The organism is Flavobacterium sp. GW821-FHT12A05 (assembly GCF_058807735.1).
The window spans coordinates 546,766-568,219 of the sequence record NZ_JBXAQY010000001.1; the positions used below are offsets into that span (position 1 = coordinate 546,766).

Genomic DNA, 21,454 nt, shown 5'->3' on the forward strand with positions numbered 1-21,454 from the left:
GAACGGGATATATAAATCTGGGATTTGGGATTTTAAAATTTGAAATTTATTTTACAAATGTTCCAATTCTTTTTTCTGAAATTTTTGATACAATTTATGTTTGGCACCTTTCACGATTTGTGATTTGTAAATACCCACAGAACCTGATGAAAAATAGGCAATAATGCATCCAATAGCAATGAAAATTCCAGGCTGGAGGCCGAATAATTCTAATCCCATAATAGTGCAGGCGATAGGAGTGTGGGTTGCGCCTGAGAAAACGGCAACGAATCCAATTCCGGCTAAAAGTGCAATGGGCATCGGAATAAATAAAGATAATGCGCTTCCTAGAGTGGCGCCTACAAAAAACAAAGGAGTTACTTCTCCACCTTTAAAACCGGCTCCCAGAGTAAATCCGGTAAATAAAATTTTAAGCAGGAAATCGTACCATTCACTTTGACTTGAAAAGGAATCGACAATAACAGGAACGCCAAGTCCGGAGAATTTAGTAAATCCCAAACCGGCAATGGCAATGGCTAAAGCTACACCGCCAATAACGGGACGAAGCGGCGGATATTTAATGTTTTTTGAAAAAAGTGAACCCCAGAAATGAGTACTTCTTGAAAATAATAAAGCAGCAAATCCTGAAAGAAGCCCAACTAAAACAGTATAAAATAGGTTGTCTATACTAAGTTCCGGAACAATTGGAATGCTGTAATGCGTATGTTTGATTTCCCAAAATTCTACCGTAAAATAAGCAGCATAAGCCACTATAAAAGAAAGAACAATACTTTTGAAATTGATTTTACTGAAATAGAGCACTTCCAACGCAAAAACAGCACCAGCTAAAGGTGTTCCAAAAACGGAAGCAAAACCAGCACTGATTCCCAGAATGATTAAAATTCTGCGTTCTGAATTGTCTAGTTTGAAAATCTTCGTGAATTGATCGGCGATAGCGCCTCCCATTTGTACTGCTGTGCCTTCGCGTCCGGCAGAACCTCCAAATAAATGGGTTAGTAAAGTTCCTAAAAGAACCAAAGGCGCCATTTTAAACGGAATTGTTTTTTTAGGTTTTTCGTATTCTTCGAGCAGTAAATTGTTTCCTTTTGCAACAGATTCTCCCCAATAATAATAACTCAATCCAACCAAAAATCCGCCGAAAGGCAAAAGCCAGATAATCCAGTCGTGATGAATTCTAAACTGTGTTACCCATTCTAAAGAGACTAGGAAAAATGCCGATGCAGATCCTGAAAGTATGCCTATTAAGACACAAATTATAATCCATTTTGGAATGGAAATTAGTAATTGTTTCAGGTTTTGGGAAGTCATTAATTGTGTATGATATTTTTCTGCCACGAATTTCATGAATTTCCACGAATTAATGTGTTTTTAATTAAAGAAAGTAAAACAGCATTTTAAAATTCTTTAAAAATAAATTAGTGGAAATTCGTGAAATTCGTGGCAAAAACTTTTACTGTACAACAGCTGTAAATTCTATTTCAACTAGATATTCCGGAGCAACTAGTTTACTGATTCCGTAAAAACCTGTTGTTGGTTTTACATCTTTAAAGAAAGCCGAATGTGCTCTGGCAACTTCTTCAAAAGTAGAAACATCGGTTGTAAAAATGCGGGTTCTGATCACGTCTTTTATTCCAACATTTAAATCTTCTAAAACCTTTTCAACGCGCTCAATTATATTATACGTCTGTGCATAAGCGTCATCGGCCTTTACTTTATCGCCGTCGACAATGGCTACCGTGCCCGAAACTTCAATGATATTGCCAATTCTTACAGCGCGGCAGTATCCCATTTTGTCTTCCCACGGCGATCCTGTTAAGATGTTTTCTCTTTTCATTTTATGAGTTTTTTTGAATTGTTTTTTTACGGTTTTTAAAAACAAATTCAGGTTAATTAATGCGCTGCAATTTATGAAATATGCCTTTTAAAAGAGAATTATTCGATTGAAATCACACCGAAAATCTTTCTTTTTTGTGATATTTTAAAAAGAAAAATTCAGCATTATTCTGGTTGATTTTCTTCGTAAAGTCGGAGTTTGTTTTGAGTGCTTGTTAAATGCTGCTGTAAAACTTCAATTTTATTCAATAGATGATAAATAGCGTCAATTCCTTCCAGATTGATGTTAAGATCATAATGCATACGAATCATTTTTTCGATTACAGGAAGTTGTTCCGGCTGCAGATATTCGTCATTTTTTTCAATAACAATTTCAACTAAACCGTAATTGCTGAGTTCTTTTATAAAAGTGTTTTCAATTTCGTGATAAACGCAAAACTGTTTTATTTGTATTAAGTTCCTGTTACTCATGATTTCTAAGTTTAGATAATTCTGTAAACAATTCTTTTTCTTTTTCAGATAATTTGGTTGGGATTTTTAGGTTATACGTTACATATAAATCCCCAAACTGATTGTCTTTTTTATAAACAGGAAAACCTTTTCCTTTTAATTTAACTTTTGTTCCGGTTTGTGTTTCGGGCGATACTTTAATTTTTACTTTTCCATCAAAAGTATTGATGTTGACTTCACCGCCTAAAACAGCGGTGTAAAGATCCAAATCGACATTGGAGTATAAATTGTTACCTTCTCTTTTAAAATCAGAATTGTTTTCAATTAGAAACGTAATATATAAATCGCCATTTGGCCCGCCGTTTGCACCAGGACCGCCATGTCCGGGAATTTTTATAACCTGACCGTTTTCGACTCCGGCCGGAATTGTAATTCGGATATTTTTGCCGTTTACGGTTAAACTTTGTTTATGCGTTGTGTAGGCTGCAGCAAGATCCAATTGCAGTTCGGCATTAAAATCCTGTCCTCTGTATTTAGATTGGCCTCGGCTGCTTCGTCCCGATGAACCATACATAGAGTTGAAAAAATCAGAGAAATCACTTCCAGAAAAATCTCCTCCGCCAAAACCAGAAAAATCCTGTTGCCCGCCGCTTTGTTGTCTGGAATATTGCTGTTGGTTTGGATCGTAACCGGCTTTTTCAAATTCATCAGCGTGTTTCCAGTCTTTTCCGTATTTATCGTATTTTTTACGATTTTCGGGATTACTCAAAACTTCGTTTGCTTCGTTGATTTCTTTGAATTTTTTCTCAGCTTCTTTATCATTCGGATTCAAATCTGGATGATATTTTCTGGCCAGTTTTCGATATGCCTTTTTGATCTCGGCTTCAGTAGCTGATTTTGTTATGTCTAATACTTTATAATAGTCGATATAATCCATCTTTTTTAATTTTTAGGATAAGAAAAATTGAGGTATTGAAGTTAATAATAAGTTGTTAACTATCAAAGTAATGTCTGTGTTTAAAATAAAATCTCAATTGCTTTTAGAATTTGTAATTTTTTAATTGGAATTTATTTTTACAGAATCAGTATTTTTTGGCAGGTTTTTTGATTCCAAAAATTAGCCTAATATATTGTTATAATAGTCTTAAAGTTGTCGCGCCAAACTAATTTATGTTATTTTTGTGATGCTATACTTGAGTTCTATAAAAAATTTTAAAGCCGATTCGATAATCTATATTCAATGAAGCATATCTTATTATTCATACTATTTTTTACCGCTGTTAGTGTTTCAGCGCAAACGGAATTTGGTACCAAATTCAAACCAATTCCGGCCCCAAAGTTTAGCGCAAAGAAAAAAACACCAATTCCTCAGATAAAAAATCCGCAGGCAGAAACTGCCGATATTCCCAGTATAAAAACGCCTAATGTTTTTGATAATACGACTATAACTCAAAAATCTCAATTTCAGATCGGGCAGGAGAAAAGTAAATTCAGCATGTCTACAGAAAATGATTTTGCCAATCCAGGCGATCAATATGTGGCCAAAATGGAAAAAGATTTAGATAAAGCGCTTCGTGATGCAGGTTTAAAAGAAGGCCGAGGTACATTGGTTAAGAAAAATATCTCTCTTGGAGATTTTAAAACCAAATCAGAATATTTTATTGTAAAATTCCGTGATTTTGGAGCAATCGACGGCGACTTGGTAAAAGTTTCTTCTAATGATAAAGTAATTCAGGATCACTTACTTTTAGATTCTAATTTTAAAGATGTTAAAATCATTCTGGCCAATGGTTTTAATAAATTAGATTTTGAAGCCTTAAATATTGGTTCTTTGGGCGGAAATACGGCTGAAATCAGGGTTTATGACGATAAAGGCCAATTGATTACCAATGATTATTGGGATAATCTTGCAGCTGGTTTTAAAGCTTCGATTATAGTAACAAAAGAAGAATAAGATAAGATCAATATTTCGTGATCTTACCTTATTTGAGATTGTTATTTCTTCTTATATAATAACTCTTCCAGAGTTTGTTGTTTTTCCTTCTCCGGTTTCCTTCAACAGAAAACTTACTAAAATCGCGATCGCAATGCCGACAATCCAGAATAAACCTGCTTGCTGAAAATGTACTGTTTTATCAAGAGTATCTTCGAGCGTTCGGCCAAATAAACGGCTGAATAACGGACTTAAAAGTGTGGTTACTCCAAAAGTGATGAAGTTAATGGCTCCTGTTGCACTTCCTTTTACATTATCAGGATTGGCTTCTTTAATAATAGAATAAGGAATCATAGCCGCTCCCGAAGCAACGCCTAGCAAAAACATACTGTATTTAGCGGTAAGTACATCTGGGAAATACAATAACTGAATTAACGCAGCAATCATCAATGCGGCGCCAAATACTAAAACGGGTTTTCGTTTTTTTAGTTTATCTGTAATATATCCTAGGAGCGGGCATCCAAATACCCATCCAAAAGCAACCATTGCACTTGATATTGTCGCAGTATGAAAGTCTAAGGCGCGGTCTTTTTGAAAAAAGTCAACAGCCCATGTCATCGAAAATATAGTGGTTGGGGCAAACAACAATCCGGAGATTATACCGCAAAACCAGGATTGCGGATTACTAAAAACGATTTTATAAGGATCCAGCAGACTTTGTTTCTTTTGCGTGCTTTCTGTTGTTTTTTCCGGATAGTTTGCAGGAGTTATAAACCAAAGCCCGAATGCAACAATTATGGTGAAAATTCCAATGGAAAGCCAAAAGGTATCGATATGCATTCCTTCTTCAATTAACGGACCAACAACAAACTGGCCTGCCGATCCTCCAAGCATTCCGAGGCATTGTGTAAATCCAATGGCTGTTGCGAGCGATTTTGCCGAAAATCCTTTACTGGCCAAATATACACATCCCGGAAAAGCAAAAGCACATCCGGCACCTTGAAATAACCTGCCTGTAACACCGCTAAACTGACTGGAAATCATAAACAGTAAACAGCCAATTCCTAAAATCAACGCTCCGGCAAAAAGCGAATATTTGGCTCCAAATCGGTCTAAAGCGATTCCGGCAATTAAACTGCAGGTTGAATAGGTATAATAATAAGTTCCAATAATAGTGACTAATCGAATCTCATTTACCGAGAAATTCTGCGAAAGTTCCGGCAGCATTACCGCCGGAGCAGAACGTATTACATAATCTAAAAAATAAAAAACGAGGCCAAATACCCATGCAATGATGTAATATTTGGTATACGATTTAGTACTATTTATATCCATAAGATTGCTTTTTTGAATAGCCAATTTATAAACCTTCTTTTAGATGTTTATAATTTGATTTGATGGTGTCTAAAACTTCTTCCATTTTGCCTCCAAGCATTAATCTGGTCATGGATTTTGCCATACCCACAACTTGTTCCCATTCTACTTTTGGAGGCATTGCCAAAGCGTTTGGATTGGTGAAAATATTTAGTAAAACCGGACCATTGTGTCTAAATGCGTTTTCAATTGCTCCTTGAACTTCTTCGGGTTTATGAACATTTATTCCTTGGAATCCCATTGCTTGAGCAATTAGACCAAAGTCCGGATTAACCATATCGGTTTCGTTATCCGGCAGTCCGTTAACTTCCATTTCGAGTTTTACCATTCCCAAAGCGCGATTGTTGAATACGATAATTTTTACAGGAATATTATATTGATGAATCGTAGCCAAATCCCCCAATAACATAGACAAACCTCCGTCGCCGCACATGGCAATAACTTGCCTTTCAGGATGCGATAAAGCAGCTCCAATTGCCATAGGCATTGCATTTGCCATCGATCCGTGGTTAAAAGAACCCAGCATTTTTCGTTCGCCGGTTCCTTTAATAAAACGAGCTCCCCAAACGCAGGTCATTCCGGTATCAACGGTAAAAATGGCGTCTTTACTGGCTAATCTATCAATGATATGTGCCACATATTCGGGTTGAATCGTGTCTTCTCCGCCGTTATCATTAATATAGGTATTCATGTTTTCTTTTACGCTGTTGTAGAATTTTAGCTGTGCTTCTAAAAAACTATCGTCGGTTTTGGTTTCAAGGAGCGGAAGCAAAGCCTCAATAGTATCGGCAACATCGCCGCACAATCCCATATAAAGATTGGCTCTACGGCCTAAACGTTCAGAACTCGTATCAATTTGAATAATTTTATTATCGGCAGGCATGAATTTATCATACGGAAAATCAGTTCCCAGCAATAAAACCAGATGAGATTCGTGCATACTATGATAAGCAGAAGGCTGTCCCAATAAACCTGTCATTCCTATTTCGTTTGGATTGTTGGGCTGAATGCTCATTTTTCCTCTAAAAGAATATCCTACGGGAGCTTTGATATGATGGGATAATTGTACTACCTGGTCGTGCGCTTTTTCTGCTCCAATACCGCAGAACAAAGTTATTTTGGAACTTTCGTTAATGACTTTTGCTAAGTGCTTTAATTCAGTATCAGAAGGCCTGATAACAGGATTGCAATGAAAATACTGTGTTGAAATATTGCTTTCAACCGCTTTTAATTGAGAAACATCGCCTGGTAAACCAATTACGGCAACGCCTTTTTTACCTAAAGCATGCTGTATGGCAGTTTGTATAATTCGGGGCGCTTGCTCAGCCGTCATAATCATTTGATTGTAATAACTGCAATCGTCAAAAAGTTTAATGGTATTGGTTTCCTGAAAATAATCCATACCCATTTCGCCCGTATTAATTGTAGAAGCAATGGCTAGTAAAGGTACATGTGAACGATGTGCATCATACAAACCGTTAATTAAGTGAACGTGCCCCGGACCGCAGCTTCCGGCACAAACCGCAAATCCGTCCAGTTCTGCTTCTGCAGCAGCGGCATACGCTCCAACTTCCTCATGCCGAACATGAATCCATTTTATTTTTCCGTTTCTGCGTATCGCATCATTAAAATGATTTAAACTATCTCCCGTAACCGCATAAACGCGTTTTACACCGGCCTCTACCAACATGTCAACTAATTGTTCCGCAACTATTTTACTCATGTGTTCTATTTTTAAAATTAATATTTAGAAGTTCACATTGGTTATGGTTTACTTTCTTAATGATTAGATTTTAATATATCTGGGGCAATGATGTAAAAGGGTTTTATAAAATTAAGGAAAAGATTTGGTTTTTTTAGAGGTTCTGAGTTACTAAGGTTCTAAGATGCTAAGTTTTTTTATTTTGAAGTTACTGAGATACTAAGGATTTAAGATTCTAAGGTTTTTAATTAAATTAGAAAAGGTTCAGAGAAACAAAGTTTTTATACCTTATTCCTCTGAACCTTTTAGTTCATAATCTTAGCATCTTAGTCCCTTAGAGCCTTAGCAGCTTAGACTAAAACGGATCCGCAGTAACTCTAAAGTTCATTTTTGCTTTAACAGTTACATCTTTAGTTAATGTTTCTTTTAAAGTAACCTGAGTTCTTATTTTATAACTGTCGGCTTTTATGTATTGATCTAATCTGGCATCGGTGCAAACCAAATCAATTGTATTGCTGGATGAATTGATATTATCCTGAGACGCCAGTTCTATTTCATCAGAATCTGTTGTAGAAATGTACAAATGAATCGATTTTAAAAACGTAAATGTTTTGTCAGACGGATCAGAAATAGTCAGTTTAAGCGATTTGATTTTTACATCTTTTACCAGACTGGCTTTGGTTTTGTTGTTCTGAAATTCGGCTGAAGAATTGGTGGTTACATCCGGAGTGATAATTTCCGAAGGCAGATTAATAGGCGATGAGCTTTTAATTTTTATCGAAGCTTCATTCGAAATTGTAAAAGTTAATAAATCATCTACAGCATCGCAAGAAGTCAGCGACAGCGATAATAAAAAGGCAATGGCAATAAATTTTGATTTCATAGTTAAATTTAAGGGGGTTTTTGAGTAAATACGAAATATTTTGGTTTTTGGATTTTTTGCGAAGATACTAAGTTGCTAAGATTCTAAGGAGCTAAGTTTTTATTTTTTGAGGTTTTAAAAAAAGCTCAGAATCTTAGCATCTTAGCACCTTAGAAACTGCAATGAAAAAAAAAAAAAATTTTCATTGTTCCGATTTTTCAATTTCGAATATAAAAAGTATTTTTGCGCATGCAACACAACGTACTTATTTTAGATTTCGGATCGCAATATACTCAGCTTATTGCGCGTAGAGTTCGCGAATTAAATATATTCTGCGAAATTTTTCCTTACAATCACTTTCCTAGTGATTTATCAGCTTACAAAGCAGTAATTTTAGGCGGAAGCCCTTTTTCTGTTCGTGCAGAAGATGCTCCGCATCCTGATTTATCTCAAATTAGAGGTAAACTTCCAATGCTTGCCGTTTGTTACGGAGCGCAATATTTAGCTCATTTTAGCGGGGGCGAAGTTGCAGCTTCTAATACTAGAGAATACGGTAGAGCGAATTTATCTTATATTAAAGATAATGAAGTTTTCTTCGAAGGAGTTTCAGAAAACAGTCAGGTTTGGATGAGCCACAGCGATAGTATCAAAGCACTTCCAACAAATGCTGTAAAATTAGCAAGCACACATGACGTAGAATTTGCCGCTTATAAAATTGAAGGCGAAACAACATACGGAATTCAATATCATCCAGAAGTTTTCCATTCTACAGATGGATCAAAAATGCTGGAGAACTTTTTAGTGAAAATTGCCGAAGTTCCTCAAAATTTTACACCAAATGCTTTCGTAGAAGAAATGGTGGGAGAATTAAAAGAGAAATTAGGAAACGATAAAGTAGTTTTAGGATTATCAGGCGGAGTAGATTCTACTGTAGCAGCGGTTTTGTTAAACCAGGCAATTGGTAAAAACCTGTACTGTATTTTCGTAAACAACGGATTACTTCGTAAAAACGAATTCCAAAATGTATTAGATCAATACAAAGGAATGGGATTAAATGTAAAAGGTGTTGATGCAGGAGATCGTTTTCTTTCTGAACTTGCCGGAATCAGCGATCCTGAAACAAAACGTAAAACGATTGGGCGTGTATTTATCGAAGTTTTTGATGATGAATCGCATTTAATCGAAGACGTAAAATGGTTAGCACAAGGAACAATTTACCCAGATGTAATTGAATCTGTTTCGGTAAAAGGACCATCGGCAACTATTAAATCGCACCATAACGTAGGTGGATTGCCGGATTATATGAAATTAAAAATTGTAGAACCGCTTAGAATGTTGTTTAAAGACGAGGTTCGCAGAGTTGGAGCTACTTTAGGAATAGATCCTGAATTATTAGGAAGACACCCTTTCCCGGGACCAGGATTATCAATTAGAATTTTAGGAGATATTACGCCGGAGAAAGTACAAATTTTACAAGATGTTGATTCTGTTTTTATCGAAGGATTAAAATCTTGGGGATTATACGACAAAGTTTGGCAGGCTGGAGCGATTTTGCTTCCGGTAAACAGTGTTGGAGTTATGGGCGATGAGCGTACTTATGAAAAAGTAGTAGCACTTAGAGCAGTAGAATCAACAGATGGAATGACGGCTGACTGGGTTCATTTACCTTACGATTTCCTGATGAAAGTATCTAACGATATTATCAATAAGGTAAAAGGCGTGAATCGTGTAGTTTACGATATTAGTTCAAAACCACCAGCAACAATTGAGTGGGAATAGCAGCGTATTTTAAAATTAAGGTCTTACATTTGTAAGGCCTTAATTTTTTATAACCTACTATTTATGAGAGAACTTTTAACGATTTCTCTTGTGTTTGTTTTGTCTTTTAACAAAATAGCTGCACAAGATTCAATTATTGAGCACAAGATTCAAAAAGGAGAAACTGCTTATTTTATTGCCCAAAAGTATAAGGTTTCTGTAGATGAGATTTACAAACTCAACCCCGAGTCGCAAAACGGAATTAAAGACAACCAAATTATTAAGATTCCGGTTCATGCTGCAGAAAAGCAAAATTCAAATCAGCAAATTACACATGTTGTCGGCGAAAAAGAAACGCTTTATGGTTTGTCAAAACAATATCATGTTTCGGTAGAGGCAATTCAAAATGCCAACCCAATTCTTGCCAGCGGACTTCAGATTGGCCAGGAATTAATTATTCCAAATGCTTCAAATCTTCCTAAAACTGAAATTCCAGCTTCATCAAAAGTAACACATCTGGTTGCGGCGAAAGAATCTTTATTCAGCATTGCCAGACAATACAATGTTTCGGTTCAGGATTTAGAAAATCTCAACAAAGAATTACTTCAAAACGGTTTACAGATTGGTCAGACAATTGCCATTCCAAACAAGCGAAAAACCCTTGATGGCAGAGTTCGTGTAATTAATCAGGAAACTATTTTTCATGTGGTTGAACCAAAGGAAACCAAATTTTCGATTGCCAAAAAATACGGAATTTCAATCGATCAGCTGGAATCTCAAAATCCGGAAATTGTAAACGGATTGATCGTAGGAAATAAATTAGCCATCAATACAAAAGAAATTAAACCGGCAAACGAAAGTGAAGAATTGATGCTGGCTCTTGCCGAAAAACAAGTGGTGGTGGAGAAAACAAAAGCCAAAACGGTTGAAATTGATGACTTAAAAGATCGTCTTGTTATTCAGAAAGAAATGAATCAGAAGATTATAAAAATCAACGATTTAAAAGTGAATTTGAATGACATGAACGGTTCTCCTGAAAATTCGGTTGAGAAATTACGTCTGGTTCTTGAAGCCAATAAAAATGTGCAGGATGTTTTAATGGCAAAATTAGATTCGCTGGTTAGTACAATGAATTCTGATTTAAAAGAATTAAAAAGAATGGATATTTTAAATGTGGATGAATCGAAACGACTGGAAAAGAAATCGTATGAAAGTATTGGGAAGACAAGTGAATTATCTTCTCAATTAAAAAAAGAACTGGCCGAAAACAGAAAAGCGTATGCGGGCTTAATGAATAAGGTAGAGAAAATTGCTGTTGAAGAAAATCAGGAATACAAGAAGAAAATCCGCGAAAGCGAAAAAAACAGTAATGCTGCTTCTATACAGCAAAGACTTTCTTTAGACGAAATTAAACGTTATAAAATCGAACAGGAGCAAGGCGATGCCAAAAACCAATTGTTGATTTCTAAAATTGACTCGCTCGATACTCAAAAACAAATTGAGGTAAAACGCCACATCAGTAAAGCTTCTTATTATAGTATGGAAGCGAGAAAATTTGATGACAAACTGGCTTTGGTTAAACTGAAAAAATATCAGGATGAAGCGATAAAAAAATCAAATTCTGACCAAACTTCAAAAGCCGTTTCAGTAGAAGAAATGCGCCGTGAGCTTAAGGAAAACCCGTTTAAGAATGAAAAAAATGTAAAGATTGAAGTTTATGATAATCTTAAAGAAGTTTCAAACGGCTATTACTTAGTTTTAGGTATATTTACAGACGCAACACTGAGAGATAAGTTAATTATGAAACTTATTGATTCAGGCGACTTTAACGCTAGTTTCTTCTTTAATATAAACAGTCTTTCGTATTATGTTTACTCAGATAAGTTCCAAAATATGGAAGAAGTGCTATATCAATGCAAGAAAAAAGAGGAAGATGAGTTATATAAGAATGTAGTTATTGCTAAATTAGAAGTTGATCTTCGATAATTTTGGCAGGAATTGACAACTGGCGTGAATCTTGTATGAGAGAAATTAGTATCTTGTTTTTGAATTAAAAATTAAAATTGTTTTAAGCCTTATTTATGAAATATTATTCGACATTATTTTTACTTGTTTTTTTTATAACCTGTTCTGCTTTTTCGCAAGGAAAAGTGGTAAAATACACGGTTTCAAGTGGAGAAACGATTAACCAAATTGCTCAAAAATTTAAGGTTACGCCTTTTGATATTTATGAGTTAAATCCTGACGCAAGAAGAGGATTAGTGCCAAATACCGTTTTGTTAATTCCGGCTGCAACAAATAAAAATGCAGATAAAAGTGAAACAGCAGCGGTAAAACCAGCTGGAAATTCAAAGGAAATTATTCATGAAGTCCAGCCAAAGGAAACTTTTTACAGCATTGAAAAAAAATATGGCATTTCGGACGAAGCTTTAAAAGCGGCAAATCCGTTTCTTGAAAAAACCGGAGTGCAGATTGGTCAGAAACTGGTAATTCCGGCAAAAGGCGCGGCTGCAAAAAATACATTGGCAGCAGATAAAAAGCCGAAAGAAAAAGGACCTGAAAAGTATGTTTATCACGATGTTCAGGCAAAAGAAACGAAGTATTCTATTGCAAAACAATACAATACAACGGTTGAAGATTTAGAAAAAAGAAATCCTGAAATTGTGGCAAGCCTTCCGGTTGGATATAGAGTGACAATAAAAGGAACTGCTCCAAAAACGGAAAATGCAGCTCCTGCAGCGACAGTAAAAACTGAAGAACATAAAAAACCTGCTGAATCTAAAAAAGCGGTTTCTTATATGGAATATCAGGTAAAACCAAAAGAGACTTTCTATAGTTTAGGAAAGGTTTTTCATTTATCTCAGGAAGAATTAGTGGCTTTAAATCCGTCATTATCTGAAGGGGTAAAAGAAGGAATGGTTTTAAAAGTTCCTGCCGGATATATAGCGCCTGCACCAATTATCGCACAAGCGCAGCCAGCGGAAAAAACAACACCTGCCGTAATTGAAAAAACTGTAGAAAATACAGGCGGAGGCGGTATTAAAATTGTAGATAAAGTAAAATCTGAAACGGTTTCTGCAGATCCTGAAATTGTAGAACTGACTAAAAAGAGAGGACAAAGCGAACGTAAAAAAGTCGTTTTACTGCTTCCGTTTAATCTGGCAAAATTACAAAGCGATACAACCGGAACGGCTGCACGTTTAAAAACAGATAAGTTTTTAAATATGACGCTGGATTTTTATTCAGGAGCCATGATGGCAATCGATTCGGCTAAGACTTTGAAACTTCCTATTGATGTTTCGATTTACGATTCGCAGGAAACCAAAACAGCATCTAATATTTCGGCTTTAATTGCACAAAATAAATTACAGGATGCTGATGCTGTTGTAGGGCCTTTTTACCAAAGTAATGCAGAGTCTACTGCAAATGCACTTCATTCATATAATGTTCCTGTTATTTCGCCATTGTCAAAAGATGCGGCAAATCCTATCGATAATTTGTACCAGACAATCCCTTCAAATGATGTGGTTAGAAATACGGTTTTTGATTACATGCGCGCTAAAAATGGAAATATTGTAGCGGTTGTAGACAAGAAAAAAGAATCGGTTATCAGTTATATTAAACAAAATCAAAAAGGAGTTGTTTTTGCCGCTTTAACAGAAACGGGCGGTTTAGATGTTGCCAATTTGAAAAGCTTATTGCTGCCAAACCGAATGAATTACGTAGTAATGGAAACCGGAAACACGGCCATGATTAAAACGACTATTAAAGCTTTAATGGATGCTCAAAAAACATGTCAGGTGCAGTTGGTAATTTTAGAGACAAACAGCACATTGGATACAGATGAGATTAATTATGAAAATTTGATACAATTGAAATTAATGTATCCATCTGTTACGCGTGACAGCGATGATCAGGCAGTTTCAATTTTCAAAAAAGAATACAAACTGAAAAACAAAGCCTATCCAAATACGTATGCAACCAGAGGTTTTGATGTAACTTTTGATACCATGATGCGTTTGGTACAAGGAAAAACATATCAGGAAACAGCAGATTTAATGACAACACAACAGGTTGACAATAAATTTCAATTTTATAAAAAAGAAGATGGCGGACACGCAAATAAAGGTGTCTACATTTTATATTACGATACAGACTTAACTATAAAAGCAGCAAATTAATGACATCAAAAGTAACCTATTTAGGCGATTTAAGAACAAAATCAATTCATGTGCAATCTGGAAGCGAAATCATTTCTGATGCACCTTTAGATAATAACGGAAAAGGTGAGGCTTTTTCTCCAACAGATACTGTTGCCAATGCTTTAGCAAGCTGTATGATGACCATTATGGGAATTAAAGCCCGTGATTTAGAAGTTGATTTAGTTGATTCGACTGCAGAAGTAACTAAAATAATGAATGCTGAACCACGCCGAATTGGTGCAATTGAAATTGTATTTGAAATGAAAGGTGTTGCCGATGAAAAAAACAAAACCATTTTAGAACGTGCCGCAATGACCTGCCCGGTATTTTTAAGCTTAAGCAGCGAAATTGAAAAAAACGTAACGTTTAACTGGAAGTAATACATCATTATACATTAAATAGAAAAGGGTGCTCTTAACAAAGAGCACCCTTTTCTGCAATAACTAACCACCAAAAATATTTATTATTCTGAGAACTCTAATTTTTTTAATTTATTCCAGCCTCCTCGGGTAAAATCTGGGATTTCTACAGGAGATGAATTGTGATCCAGAGAAATTTCGGTTAACGGACCTAAACAAGACCATTCGGCTAAATCGTATACATCCATGTCTAGCGGAAGCCCTTTTTGTAAACAATAAATCAAGCGATAATCCATAATAAAATCCATACCGCCGTGACCGCCTACTTTTTTGGCCTGTTCCTCAATTCCTTTTACGATAGGGTGTTTGTATTTTGCCATTAATGCTTTTTTGACATCTTCCGGAACAAAAGAATGAGCGCTTAATTTTTCGTGATTTGGTTTTACATCATCGCTTAATTCTTTTCCGTCTAAGGCATAACCTTCTAACGGATATTTGTTTGCAAAACCTTTGGTACCGCTCAACTGATACATTCTGCTGTACGGACGAGGAGAGGTAACATCATGCTGAATTTGTATTGTTTTTCCATTTTCGGTACGAATCATGGTCATGGTGTGATCTCCATTTCTAAAGTCTTTAATTTCCTGACCTGATTTTTCTTTAATATAAGCCGGATTTCCAACCGCTTTTGTATCCATAGAAACTAAGAAATTCATTTTATCTCCACGATGAATATTCAAAGCCTGACAGGCAGGACCCATTCCGTGTGTGGCATAAACATCGCCGCGATGTTTAATGTTATAATCCATTCTCCAGTTGTTCCAGTATTCTCCCCAAAAAGGCTGTAAACCGTGAATATACGATCCTTCAGCGTGAAGAATTTCTCCAAACAAACCTTGCTGTGCCATATTTAAAGTCGTAAGTTCGAAAAAGTCATAAACGCAATTTTCGAGCTGCATGCAGTGTTTTCGGGTTTTTTCTGAAGTATCGATTAATTCCCAGATTTCTTTCATGGTTAAAGCGCCCGGAACTTCAATCGCAACATGTTTTCCATCTTTCATGGCCTGAACTCCAATTACGGCATGATGTAACCAATCTGTGGCAACATACACTAAATCGACATTTGGAAGAGCGGTGACTTTTCTCCAGGCATTTTCATCTCCAAAAAATTCCTGCGCTTTCGGCAGTCCTTGTTTGGTTAAAATTTCGTTTGCCGATTGTGTGTTTTTCTCTAACATATCGCAAAGCGCAACAATTTCGACACCCGGAATATGCGTCATGCGTTCTACCGCTCCCGGACCGCGCATTCCGAGTCCGATGAAAGCAACGCGAACTGTTGGAATTGCCGGTGCAGCCAAACGTAAAACATCTTGCTGGCCTTTGGCACGAGACGGAGTTTTGGTTTTGATTATTTGTGCCGATAATGTGCATCCAAACAAGATAAAAGCCGCTAATATAAATTTTGATAAACTGGATTTCATGGTAAAATGGGTTTTGAAATGGTTTCGAAAATGAAGTGTTTTTTTGAACCTCTCTAATGAACCAAATTAGAGAGGCTTCAAAAAACAAACAATTCTAAATCACCTTGATTTTTTCTGCGTTCAGAACGTACTTAAATCACTAATTATAGAATATACTTTACTACTTTTGACTGCTAAATCTTTTCATTAATGGCGTTACATGTTTTTGGGTATCGTCATCTAATGAAGCCAATGCTTTATCAGCTTCGGCTGGCGCATATTTTGCAATTCCTGCTAATCCTGCTGCAATCACGTTGTACGATTGCTCTTTAGTACTTTCTTCCATTAAACTTTTATAAGAAGTATCGCCAGTAGAAGCTAATTTAACAATGGCATTTGCTCTGGCAATGGTCTTTTTATCATTTTTAGCCATATCAAGAAGCGTTTTTAAAACCTGATCTTTGGTTTGTTTTTCATTTAGATCAATTGCTTTTATGCTGAGAACTCTTAAATCTTCCTGCTGATCTTTTAAACCTTCCAGTAAAATAAGCTGTGATTCCTGACTTCTGTCTTTTGAAGCAAATTTTATAGCTTCGATTCGGTTGTAATACGATGGCGCATTTTTATATTGAAAAAGATAATCAGCTGCCGTTTTTTTATCTACATTCACTTCACCGACTAAGATTTTATCTGGATCTAAGTCTATAAAATCAGGTTTTGCAGAAAGATCGAAACTGAAACTTTGCGTTCTTGTATTAATTAAAATGTCTTTTCTAATTTTAGTTCCGTTTACGTAAAAATCAACTTTTAAAGGCAGCGTAAAGGTTTGCACTGCACTATCCTGAGATTGACTTATCGTAATGATCATTTTTCCGTTAGCATATTTGTAAGCCACATCCAGAATTGGACTTCCGGCATTATAATACCACTGATCAAAATAAGGCAGCCAGTCTTTTCCTGTTACTTCTTCCATCGATAAACGCAGTTGATGCGGTTCGCCGGATTTGTAAGCATTTGTTGTTAAATAATGATTTAGTCCTTTAAAAAAGGCTTCGTCACCCATTTGGTTTTTCATGGCATACAAAATAATCGAGCCTTTAGAATAGCTGATATTATCAAACATATCGTCTGCGTTTTTGTAATGAAAACGTGCTAAAATAGGACTATCGCCATTTTTTTGAGAACGTAAATAATTCTGCAATTTTTCATAACGCGATCTGTCTTCTGCATCTTGTCCGGCATCGTGACCGTGCCAAAGTACTTCTCCAAAAGTGGCAAAAGATTCGTTCATTGTTAAGTTTGACCACGACTCAGCCGTTACATAATCTCCAAACCATTGATGAAAAAGTTCGTGAGCAATGGTACTTTCCTGATTATCATCTAACAATTCTCGTTCGGTTTTTTGTACATATTCGCCATGAACAGTCGCAGAAGTATTTTCCATTGCGCCTCCAAAATAATCTTTCACGACAATTTGTGCATATTTTGCCCAGGGATATTCTACGCCAAGCATTTTGCCGTAAAAATTCATCATATCCGGCGTTTTGTAAAAAATCTGTTTGGCATACGGCGCATATTTAGGCTCTAAATAATAGCTTACTTCTTTGCCATTATAGGAATCTTTATAGATTTTAAAATCACCAACAGCCATCATAAACAAATAAGGCGCATTTGGCTGTTCCATTTTCCAGATATCCGTTCTGGTCCCGTCTTTATTTACTTTTTGAGAAGCTAATTTACCGTTTGAAAGTGTGGTATATTTCGCCTCAACTGTCATTGCAATTTCAGAAGTTGTTTTCTGGTTTGGTTTGTCAATTGTCGGGAACCAGCAAGACGAAGCTTCAGTCTCGCCCTGCGTCCATATTTGTATTGGTTTGTCTCCCTTTCCGTCAGGATTAATAAAATACAATCCGTTTGAATTGGTAATCGATTCGCCGGCTTTGCTTTTCAGTTCTGCTGGTTTTGCCGTGTAATTAATGAAAATCGTGTACTTTTCAGTTCTTTTGTATTTTCTGTTTAAAGCGATTGAAAGTTCCTCGTTATCGTATTTGTATTGAAGCGGAATACTTTTTTTTCCGTCAATAATAGCAATTTCTTTAAAATCCATTCCTTTTGCATCGAGCTTAAGCGAATCGGTTTCGTAGAAATGAGGCTTTAAAGTAATCCATTCTTTTCCGTACAAATAACGTTTTCCGTAATCGAACGAAACTTCCAGTTTGGTATGAATTAAATCATGCATTTTTAAAGGAGTTGTGCGATAAATAGATAATTCATCGACCTTTTCTGTTTTGTTTTGTGCTTCTATTTTTGGACTCACCAAAAGGACAAGACCCAAAAAAGTATATTTAAAAAAATGGTTTTTCATTTTTATTGTTTTAGAAAGTTCTTTATAGTTTTTCGATGATTCTAACTTCACCGTCTTTTTCATCTTCACTTAAAATATTCGATTGTTTTTTGGTGTAAGACAATAAAGTCCACTGCACTATTTTATTTGCCGGATATAAATTGGCCTGAGTTTTAAGCCATTTTTCTGCTTCTTGTGCCGAAGAAGTTTTTTCTATCGCCCAAGCCGAAACCAATTGATTTGCCGGCAGAAAGTTCATTACTGTATTGTCTACTTTTGGATTAAATGCCACGATTTTTTGCAGCGATTTATCTGCCGTTTCTTTACTGCCTAAATTGGTATAACATTGATAATCTAACCAATTTTCTAATCTTTCGTCGATATCTTCTTCGTATGGTTTTCCTACGCCTAAATTTTCAGGAAACAGTTTGGCGTCGGCAATAAATTGTAATGCTTTTTTGTACTGTTTGTTTTTCATTTCTGCCAAAGCCTGCATCAGTTTGGCTTCGTGATACAATTGTCTTCCGGCAGTTGCGCCTTCAAACGGAAGAATTTCCAGTTTGGTTAAAAAGGTATCGGCTTCTTTGTATTTTTTATTAAGCAGCAAAGTTTTGGCATACAACATCCCGATAAGGTAATTTTCCTGATGTTTTTTGTAAAACGGTTCTGTAATAGCAAGTGCTTTATCAAATTGTTTTTGAGCAATGTAGTGCTCTGCTAATAGTTTTGGATATCTCCAGCTTTGATTGTCTAATTTAATGGCTTGCTGCAGACTTGTAATTACAACTTGTGAATCATCTTTAAATAAAGAAGCTTTTGATGCGTAAAATGCAGGATCAACAGGTTTTGTACCGCATTGCAGGAACAATTCTTTTGCTTTTGAAATGTTGTTACGATTCCATTCAATTAATCCTAAATGATATTTTAGCTGATATTGTTCATTTTTCTGAATTAAACGCTCCAGAATAGCAGCGGTTTCCGGACGGAAAGGAAAACTTGTTCCGGGCTTAATTTTGCTGATGTCTGCTGGCTTGTTTTCTAAAAAGGACTGCCAATATATAATTTCAGCACTTGGAGCCGCCAAAGCAAAGACTTTTAAAGCTTCGTCTTTACGGCCCAGATGCTGATACCATATTCCTAGTTCTAAATACGTTTGCTCCGGCATTTCGTTTTGAATTGTCGAGGTGAAATGCGATTTTGATGTTTCTGATTTTTCCGAAAGGAATTTTTCAAAACCAGCAAAATGATTTAAAGGATCAACGAGATTGATTTTATTTAGCATTTCATTTGCTTTAGCAGAATTACTTTGCAAACGGTAAATCACAGCCAAAAGCTGTAAACCTTCTAAATTGTTTTGATTGTATGTGAGACTTTTTTCGGCATATTCTGCTGCTTTTGCCAGATCATTTTCGGTAAAATAAATTTTGCTTAAGGCTGTGTAAGCCGGACTGCGAAATTCGACACTTGCTGCGGCGATATCAAAACCGTCTTTGGCATCTGTACTTTTTCCTAAATGAAGATTTGCCAAAGCATAGTAATAATTGGCCGCAGGATCGTAAGTATTTATTGCTAATGCTTTTTCTGCTGTTGCAATGGCTTCTTTATACTGAAACTTTCTTATTTGTAATTGAGCAAGATCAGAAAGGGCAGGAGCAAAGTTTGGATCTTTTTGCAGACAGGCATTCAGTTTTTCTTCGGCTAAAATATAATCTTTAAAACTGATGTAATTTTTACCCTGCAGATATAATCCGTAAACCGAATTGTGATCGAAATCTTTTGGAAGTTCTACCGGGCGTGCTATATTTCCATCTTCGGGAGCTGCGTTCCAGACTAATTTATTTTCGCCAATAGTTAATCGTATTTTATTTTGATCGACAGCTGTGCGAACAGAATCTTTGAATATTTCTAAAGTTTTAACGGCAATATCTTTAGAATAGATTTTTTTATCGCCTTCAAAAACTTCAATTTTTTCATTTAAGTTTTGAAGCGGAGAAAAATAAATTTTCAGCCAGCCGTTTTCGTTTTTAACATTGACAGAACCATAATTGTTTGCTTTTACAAAACCTTTGGTTTCTTTTACCGGAAACCAATATTCGGTCCATGAATCTGTTTGGTAAGGTGCAAAAGAGCGCTGTTTAAAAGGGGTTAAACTGCTGCTTTCGCTCGCCTGATTAAACAATCTGCCGCTTTGTACTTCTACATATTGTCCGTCAGTATCGGTTAATAATTTTTCCCAAATCATACCTTGCTGCGACAATCCCCAAATCCAGATTTTTTTCCCTGGTTTGTCGTCGTGGTTTCCATATCTTCCCATTCCAAAATCTTCGTCATGCCAATATCCTCCAAAGAAATCATTGTATTTCCCAAAGACATGATACGATTTGTAACCGCCAAAATCGTTGTTTTTGTAAAACGATAAATCTTTACCATTTTCTTTGTCTATTGGCCAGGAATGAAAATCGCCATTGTGGCCAATGTAAGTTTGTCCCGGATAGATAAACTGCAGATTTCCTGCGGCTTTAATTCCGGTATTCATCCACGTATAATAGGGCTGTTCTAATTCCGTTGAATTGAACCAAAAGGAGTTTGTTGTAAAATAAGCTTTGTCTTTTGGTACATTGATATCCAGTTTCCACGATGTTCTGGTTAGTAAATCTAAAACGCCAATTACACAGCTTATGCTCCCGTCTTCTCGGTTTATAATCGTATAATCTACAGGGGTGGCACAGTTTGGAGTGTGACCGATGATTCCATAATTTCCTTCGACACCGCCGCTTGTCCACGGACCGCGCATCGCAATGTCTCTAAATTTGATGACGTGATTGTTGTAAACAAAGTCTTTTCCGGTTGATTTTTCTATAGCCGACCAGACTTTTCCGCCTATTTCCGGCAGAATCATCAGTTTGATATAATCGTTTTCTATTTCAATAACTTTCCATTCTTTCTGAACGGGTTTATCGGTAAAACCATCAAAACGGAAATACGGATAAAACTTGGTATCCGGTTTCGGAATTGGATCGGGATCTGAAAAAGGGTAGGTGGTGAATATTTTTTTGTATTCTTTTATAGTGGGTTTATTTTGTCCTGTGACAAAGAGGCTTCCAAAGAGCAAAAGGGATAGTAATGGTCTAAATTTCATGATGGAGAGCTGGTTAATTTGTGGTTATTTTTTTGCCT

The 21,454-nt window shown here is 36.1% G+C and carries 15 protein-coding genes; 5 read left to right on the plus strand and 10 right to left on the minus strand.

Annotated features, from left to right (window positions below):
- Nucleotides 1-51: 51 nt before the first annotated feature.
- The 4 genes from AC1RRQ_RS02140 to AC1RRQ_RS02155 all read right to left on the minus strand — a co-directional run bounded on the left by AC1RRQ_RS02140 (nucleotide 52) and on the right by AC1RRQ_RS02155 (nucleotide 3,220).
- Nucleotides 52-1,308 (minus strand): voltage-gated chloride channel family protein, encoded by a 1,257-nt coding sequence (locus AC1RRQ_RS02140; RefSeq protein WP_493021459.1) that lies wholly within the window; start codon nucleotides 1,306-1,308, stop codon nucleotides 52-54.
- A gap of 142 nt (nucleotides 1,309-1,450) precedes the next feature.
- Nucleotides 1,451-1,834, minus strand: coding sequence for a RidA family protein (locus tag AC1RRQ_RS02145; protein ID WP_056204327.1), 384 nt, complete (start codon nucleotides 1,832-1,834; stop codon nucleotides 1,451-1,453).
- Between the two features lie 164 nt (nucleotides 1,835-1,998).
- Nucleotides 1,999-2,304, minus strand: a complete 306-nt coding sequence (locus AC1RRQ_RS02150; protein ID WP_493020969.1) for a chaperone modulator CbpM — start codon at nucleotides 2,302-2,304, stop codon at nucleotides 1,999-2,001.
- Nucleotides 2,297-3,220 (minus strand): DnaJ C-terminal domain-containing protein, encoded by a 924-nt coding sequence (locus tag AC1RRQ_RS02155; RefSeq protein ID WP_493020971.1) that lies wholly within the window; start codon nucleotides 3,218-3,220, stop codon nucleotides 2,297-2,299. The genes AC1RRQ_RS02150 and AC1RRQ_RS02155 overlap by 8 nt, the downstream gene beginning before the upstream one ends.
- Nucleotides 3,221-3,523: 303 nt before the next feature.
- Here AC1RRQ_RS02155 and AC1RRQ_RS02160 point away from each other — a divergent pair, with 303 nt between their 5' ends.
- Nucleotides 3,524-4,237, plus strand: a complete 714-nt coding sequence (locus tag AC1RRQ_RS02160) for a hypothetical protein (protein WP_493020973.1) — start codon at nucleotides 3,524-3,526, stop codon at nucleotides 4,235-4,237.
- A 51-nt stretch (nucleotides 4,238-4,288) separates the two neighbouring features.
- On the opposite strand, the gene AC1RRQ_RS02165 is transcribed toward AC1RRQ_RS02160, so the two are convergent.
- The 3 genes from AC1RRQ_RS02165 to AC1RRQ_RS02175 all read right to left on the minus strand — a co-directional run bounded on the left by AC1RRQ_RS02165 (nucleotide 4,289) and on the right by AC1RRQ_RS02175 (nucleotide 8,175).
- Nucleotides 4,289-5,551 (minus strand): MFS transporter, encoded by a 1,263-nt coding sequence (locus AC1RRQ_RS02165; protein ID WP_493020975.1) that lies wholly within the window; start codon nucleotides 5,549-5,551, stop codon nucleotides 4,289-4,291.
- 25 nt (nucleotides 5,552-5,576) lie between these two features.
- Nucleotides 5,577-7,313 (minus strand): thiamine pyrophosphate-dependent enzyme, encoded by a 1,737-nt coding sequence (locus AC1RRQ_RS02170; RefSeq protein WP_493020977.1) that lies wholly within the window; start codon nucleotides 7,311-7,313, stop codon nucleotides 5,577-5,579.
- Between the two features lie 334 nt (nucleotides 7,314-7,647).
- Nucleotides 7,648-8,175: a hypothetical protein gene (locus AC1RRQ_RS02175; protein ID WP_493020979.1), complete on the minus strand. Its 528-nt coding sequence runs from the start codon at nucleotides 8,173-8,175 to the stop codon at nucleotides 7,648-7,650.
- A 228-nt stretch (nucleotides 8,176-8,403) separates the two neighbouring features.
- Between AC1RRQ_RS02175 and guaA the strand changes: the two genes are divergently transcribed.
- The 4 genes from guaA (at nucleotide 8,404) to AC1RRQ_RS02195 (ending at nucleotide 14,494) form a co-directional block, all read left to right on the plus strand.
- Complete coding sequence (gene guaA / locus AC1RRQ_RS02180; RefSeq protein ID WP_071636969.1) at nucleotides 8,404-9,933, plus strand: glutamine-hydrolyzing GMP synthase; 1,530 nt, start codon at nucleotides 8,404-8,406, stop codon at nucleotides 9,931-9,933.
- A gap of 63 nt (nucleotides 9,934-9,996) precedes the next feature.
- The gene (locus AC1RRQ_RS02185; protein WP_493020982.1) at nucleotides 9,997-11,898 is read left to right on the plus strand and encodes a muramidase family protein; all 1,902 of its coding nucleotides are present in this window, start codon (nucleotides 9,997-9,999) and stop codon (nucleotides 11,896-11,898) included.
- Nucleotides 11,899-11,993: 95 nt separating this feature from the next.
- On the plus strand, nucleotides 11,994-14,093 hold the full coding sequence (locus tag AC1RRQ_RS02190) for a PBP1 and LysM peptidoglycan-binding domain-containing protein (protein WP_493020984.1): 2,100 nt from the start codon (nucleotides 11,994-11,996) through the stop codon (nucleotides 14,091-14,093).
- Nucleotides 14,093-14,494 carry an OsmC family protein gene (locus AC1RRQ_RS02195; RefSeq protein ID WP_493020986.1) on the plus strand — a complete coding sequence of 134 codons (402 nt, stop codon included), beginning with the start codon at nucleotides 14,093-14,095 and terminating at the stop codon, nucleotides 14,492-14,494. Before AC1RRQ_RS02190 ends, AC1RRQ_RS02195 begins: the two co-directional genes overlap by 1 nt.
- An 83-nt stretch (nucleotides 14,495-14,577) precedes the next feature.
- Here AC1RRQ_RS02195 and AC1RRQ_RS02200 read toward each other — a convergent pair whose 3' ends face one another.
- The 3 genes from AC1RRQ_RS02200 to AC1RRQ_RS02210 all read right to left on the minus strand — a co-directional run bounded on the left by AC1RRQ_RS02200 (nucleotide 14,578) and on the right by AC1RRQ_RS02210 (nucleotide 21,416).
- The gene (locus tag AC1RRQ_RS02200) at nucleotides 14,578-15,954 is read right to left on the minus strand and encodes a Gfo/Idh/MocA family protein (protein WP_493020988.1); all 1,377 of its coding nucleotides are present in this window, start codon (nucleotides 15,952-15,954) and stop codon (nucleotides 14,578-14,580) included.
- Between the two features lie 160 nt (nucleotides 15,955-16,114).
- The gene (locus AC1RRQ_RS02205; RefSeq protein WP_493020990.1) at nucleotides 16,115-18,298 is read right to left on the minus strand and encodes a M1 family metallopeptidase; all 2,184 of its coding nucleotides are present in this window, start codon (nucleotides 18,296-18,298) and stop codon (nucleotides 16,115-16,117) included.
- Nucleotides 18,299-18,320: 22 nt separating this feature from the next.
- Nucleotides 18,321-21,416: a DUF5107 domain-containing protein gene (locus tag AC1RRQ_RS02210; RefSeq protein ID WP_493020992.1), complete on the minus strand. Its 3,096-nt coding sequence runs from the start codon at nucleotides 21,414-21,416 to the stop codon at nucleotides 18,321-18,323.
- Nucleotides 21,417-21,454: the final 38 nt, after the last annotated feature.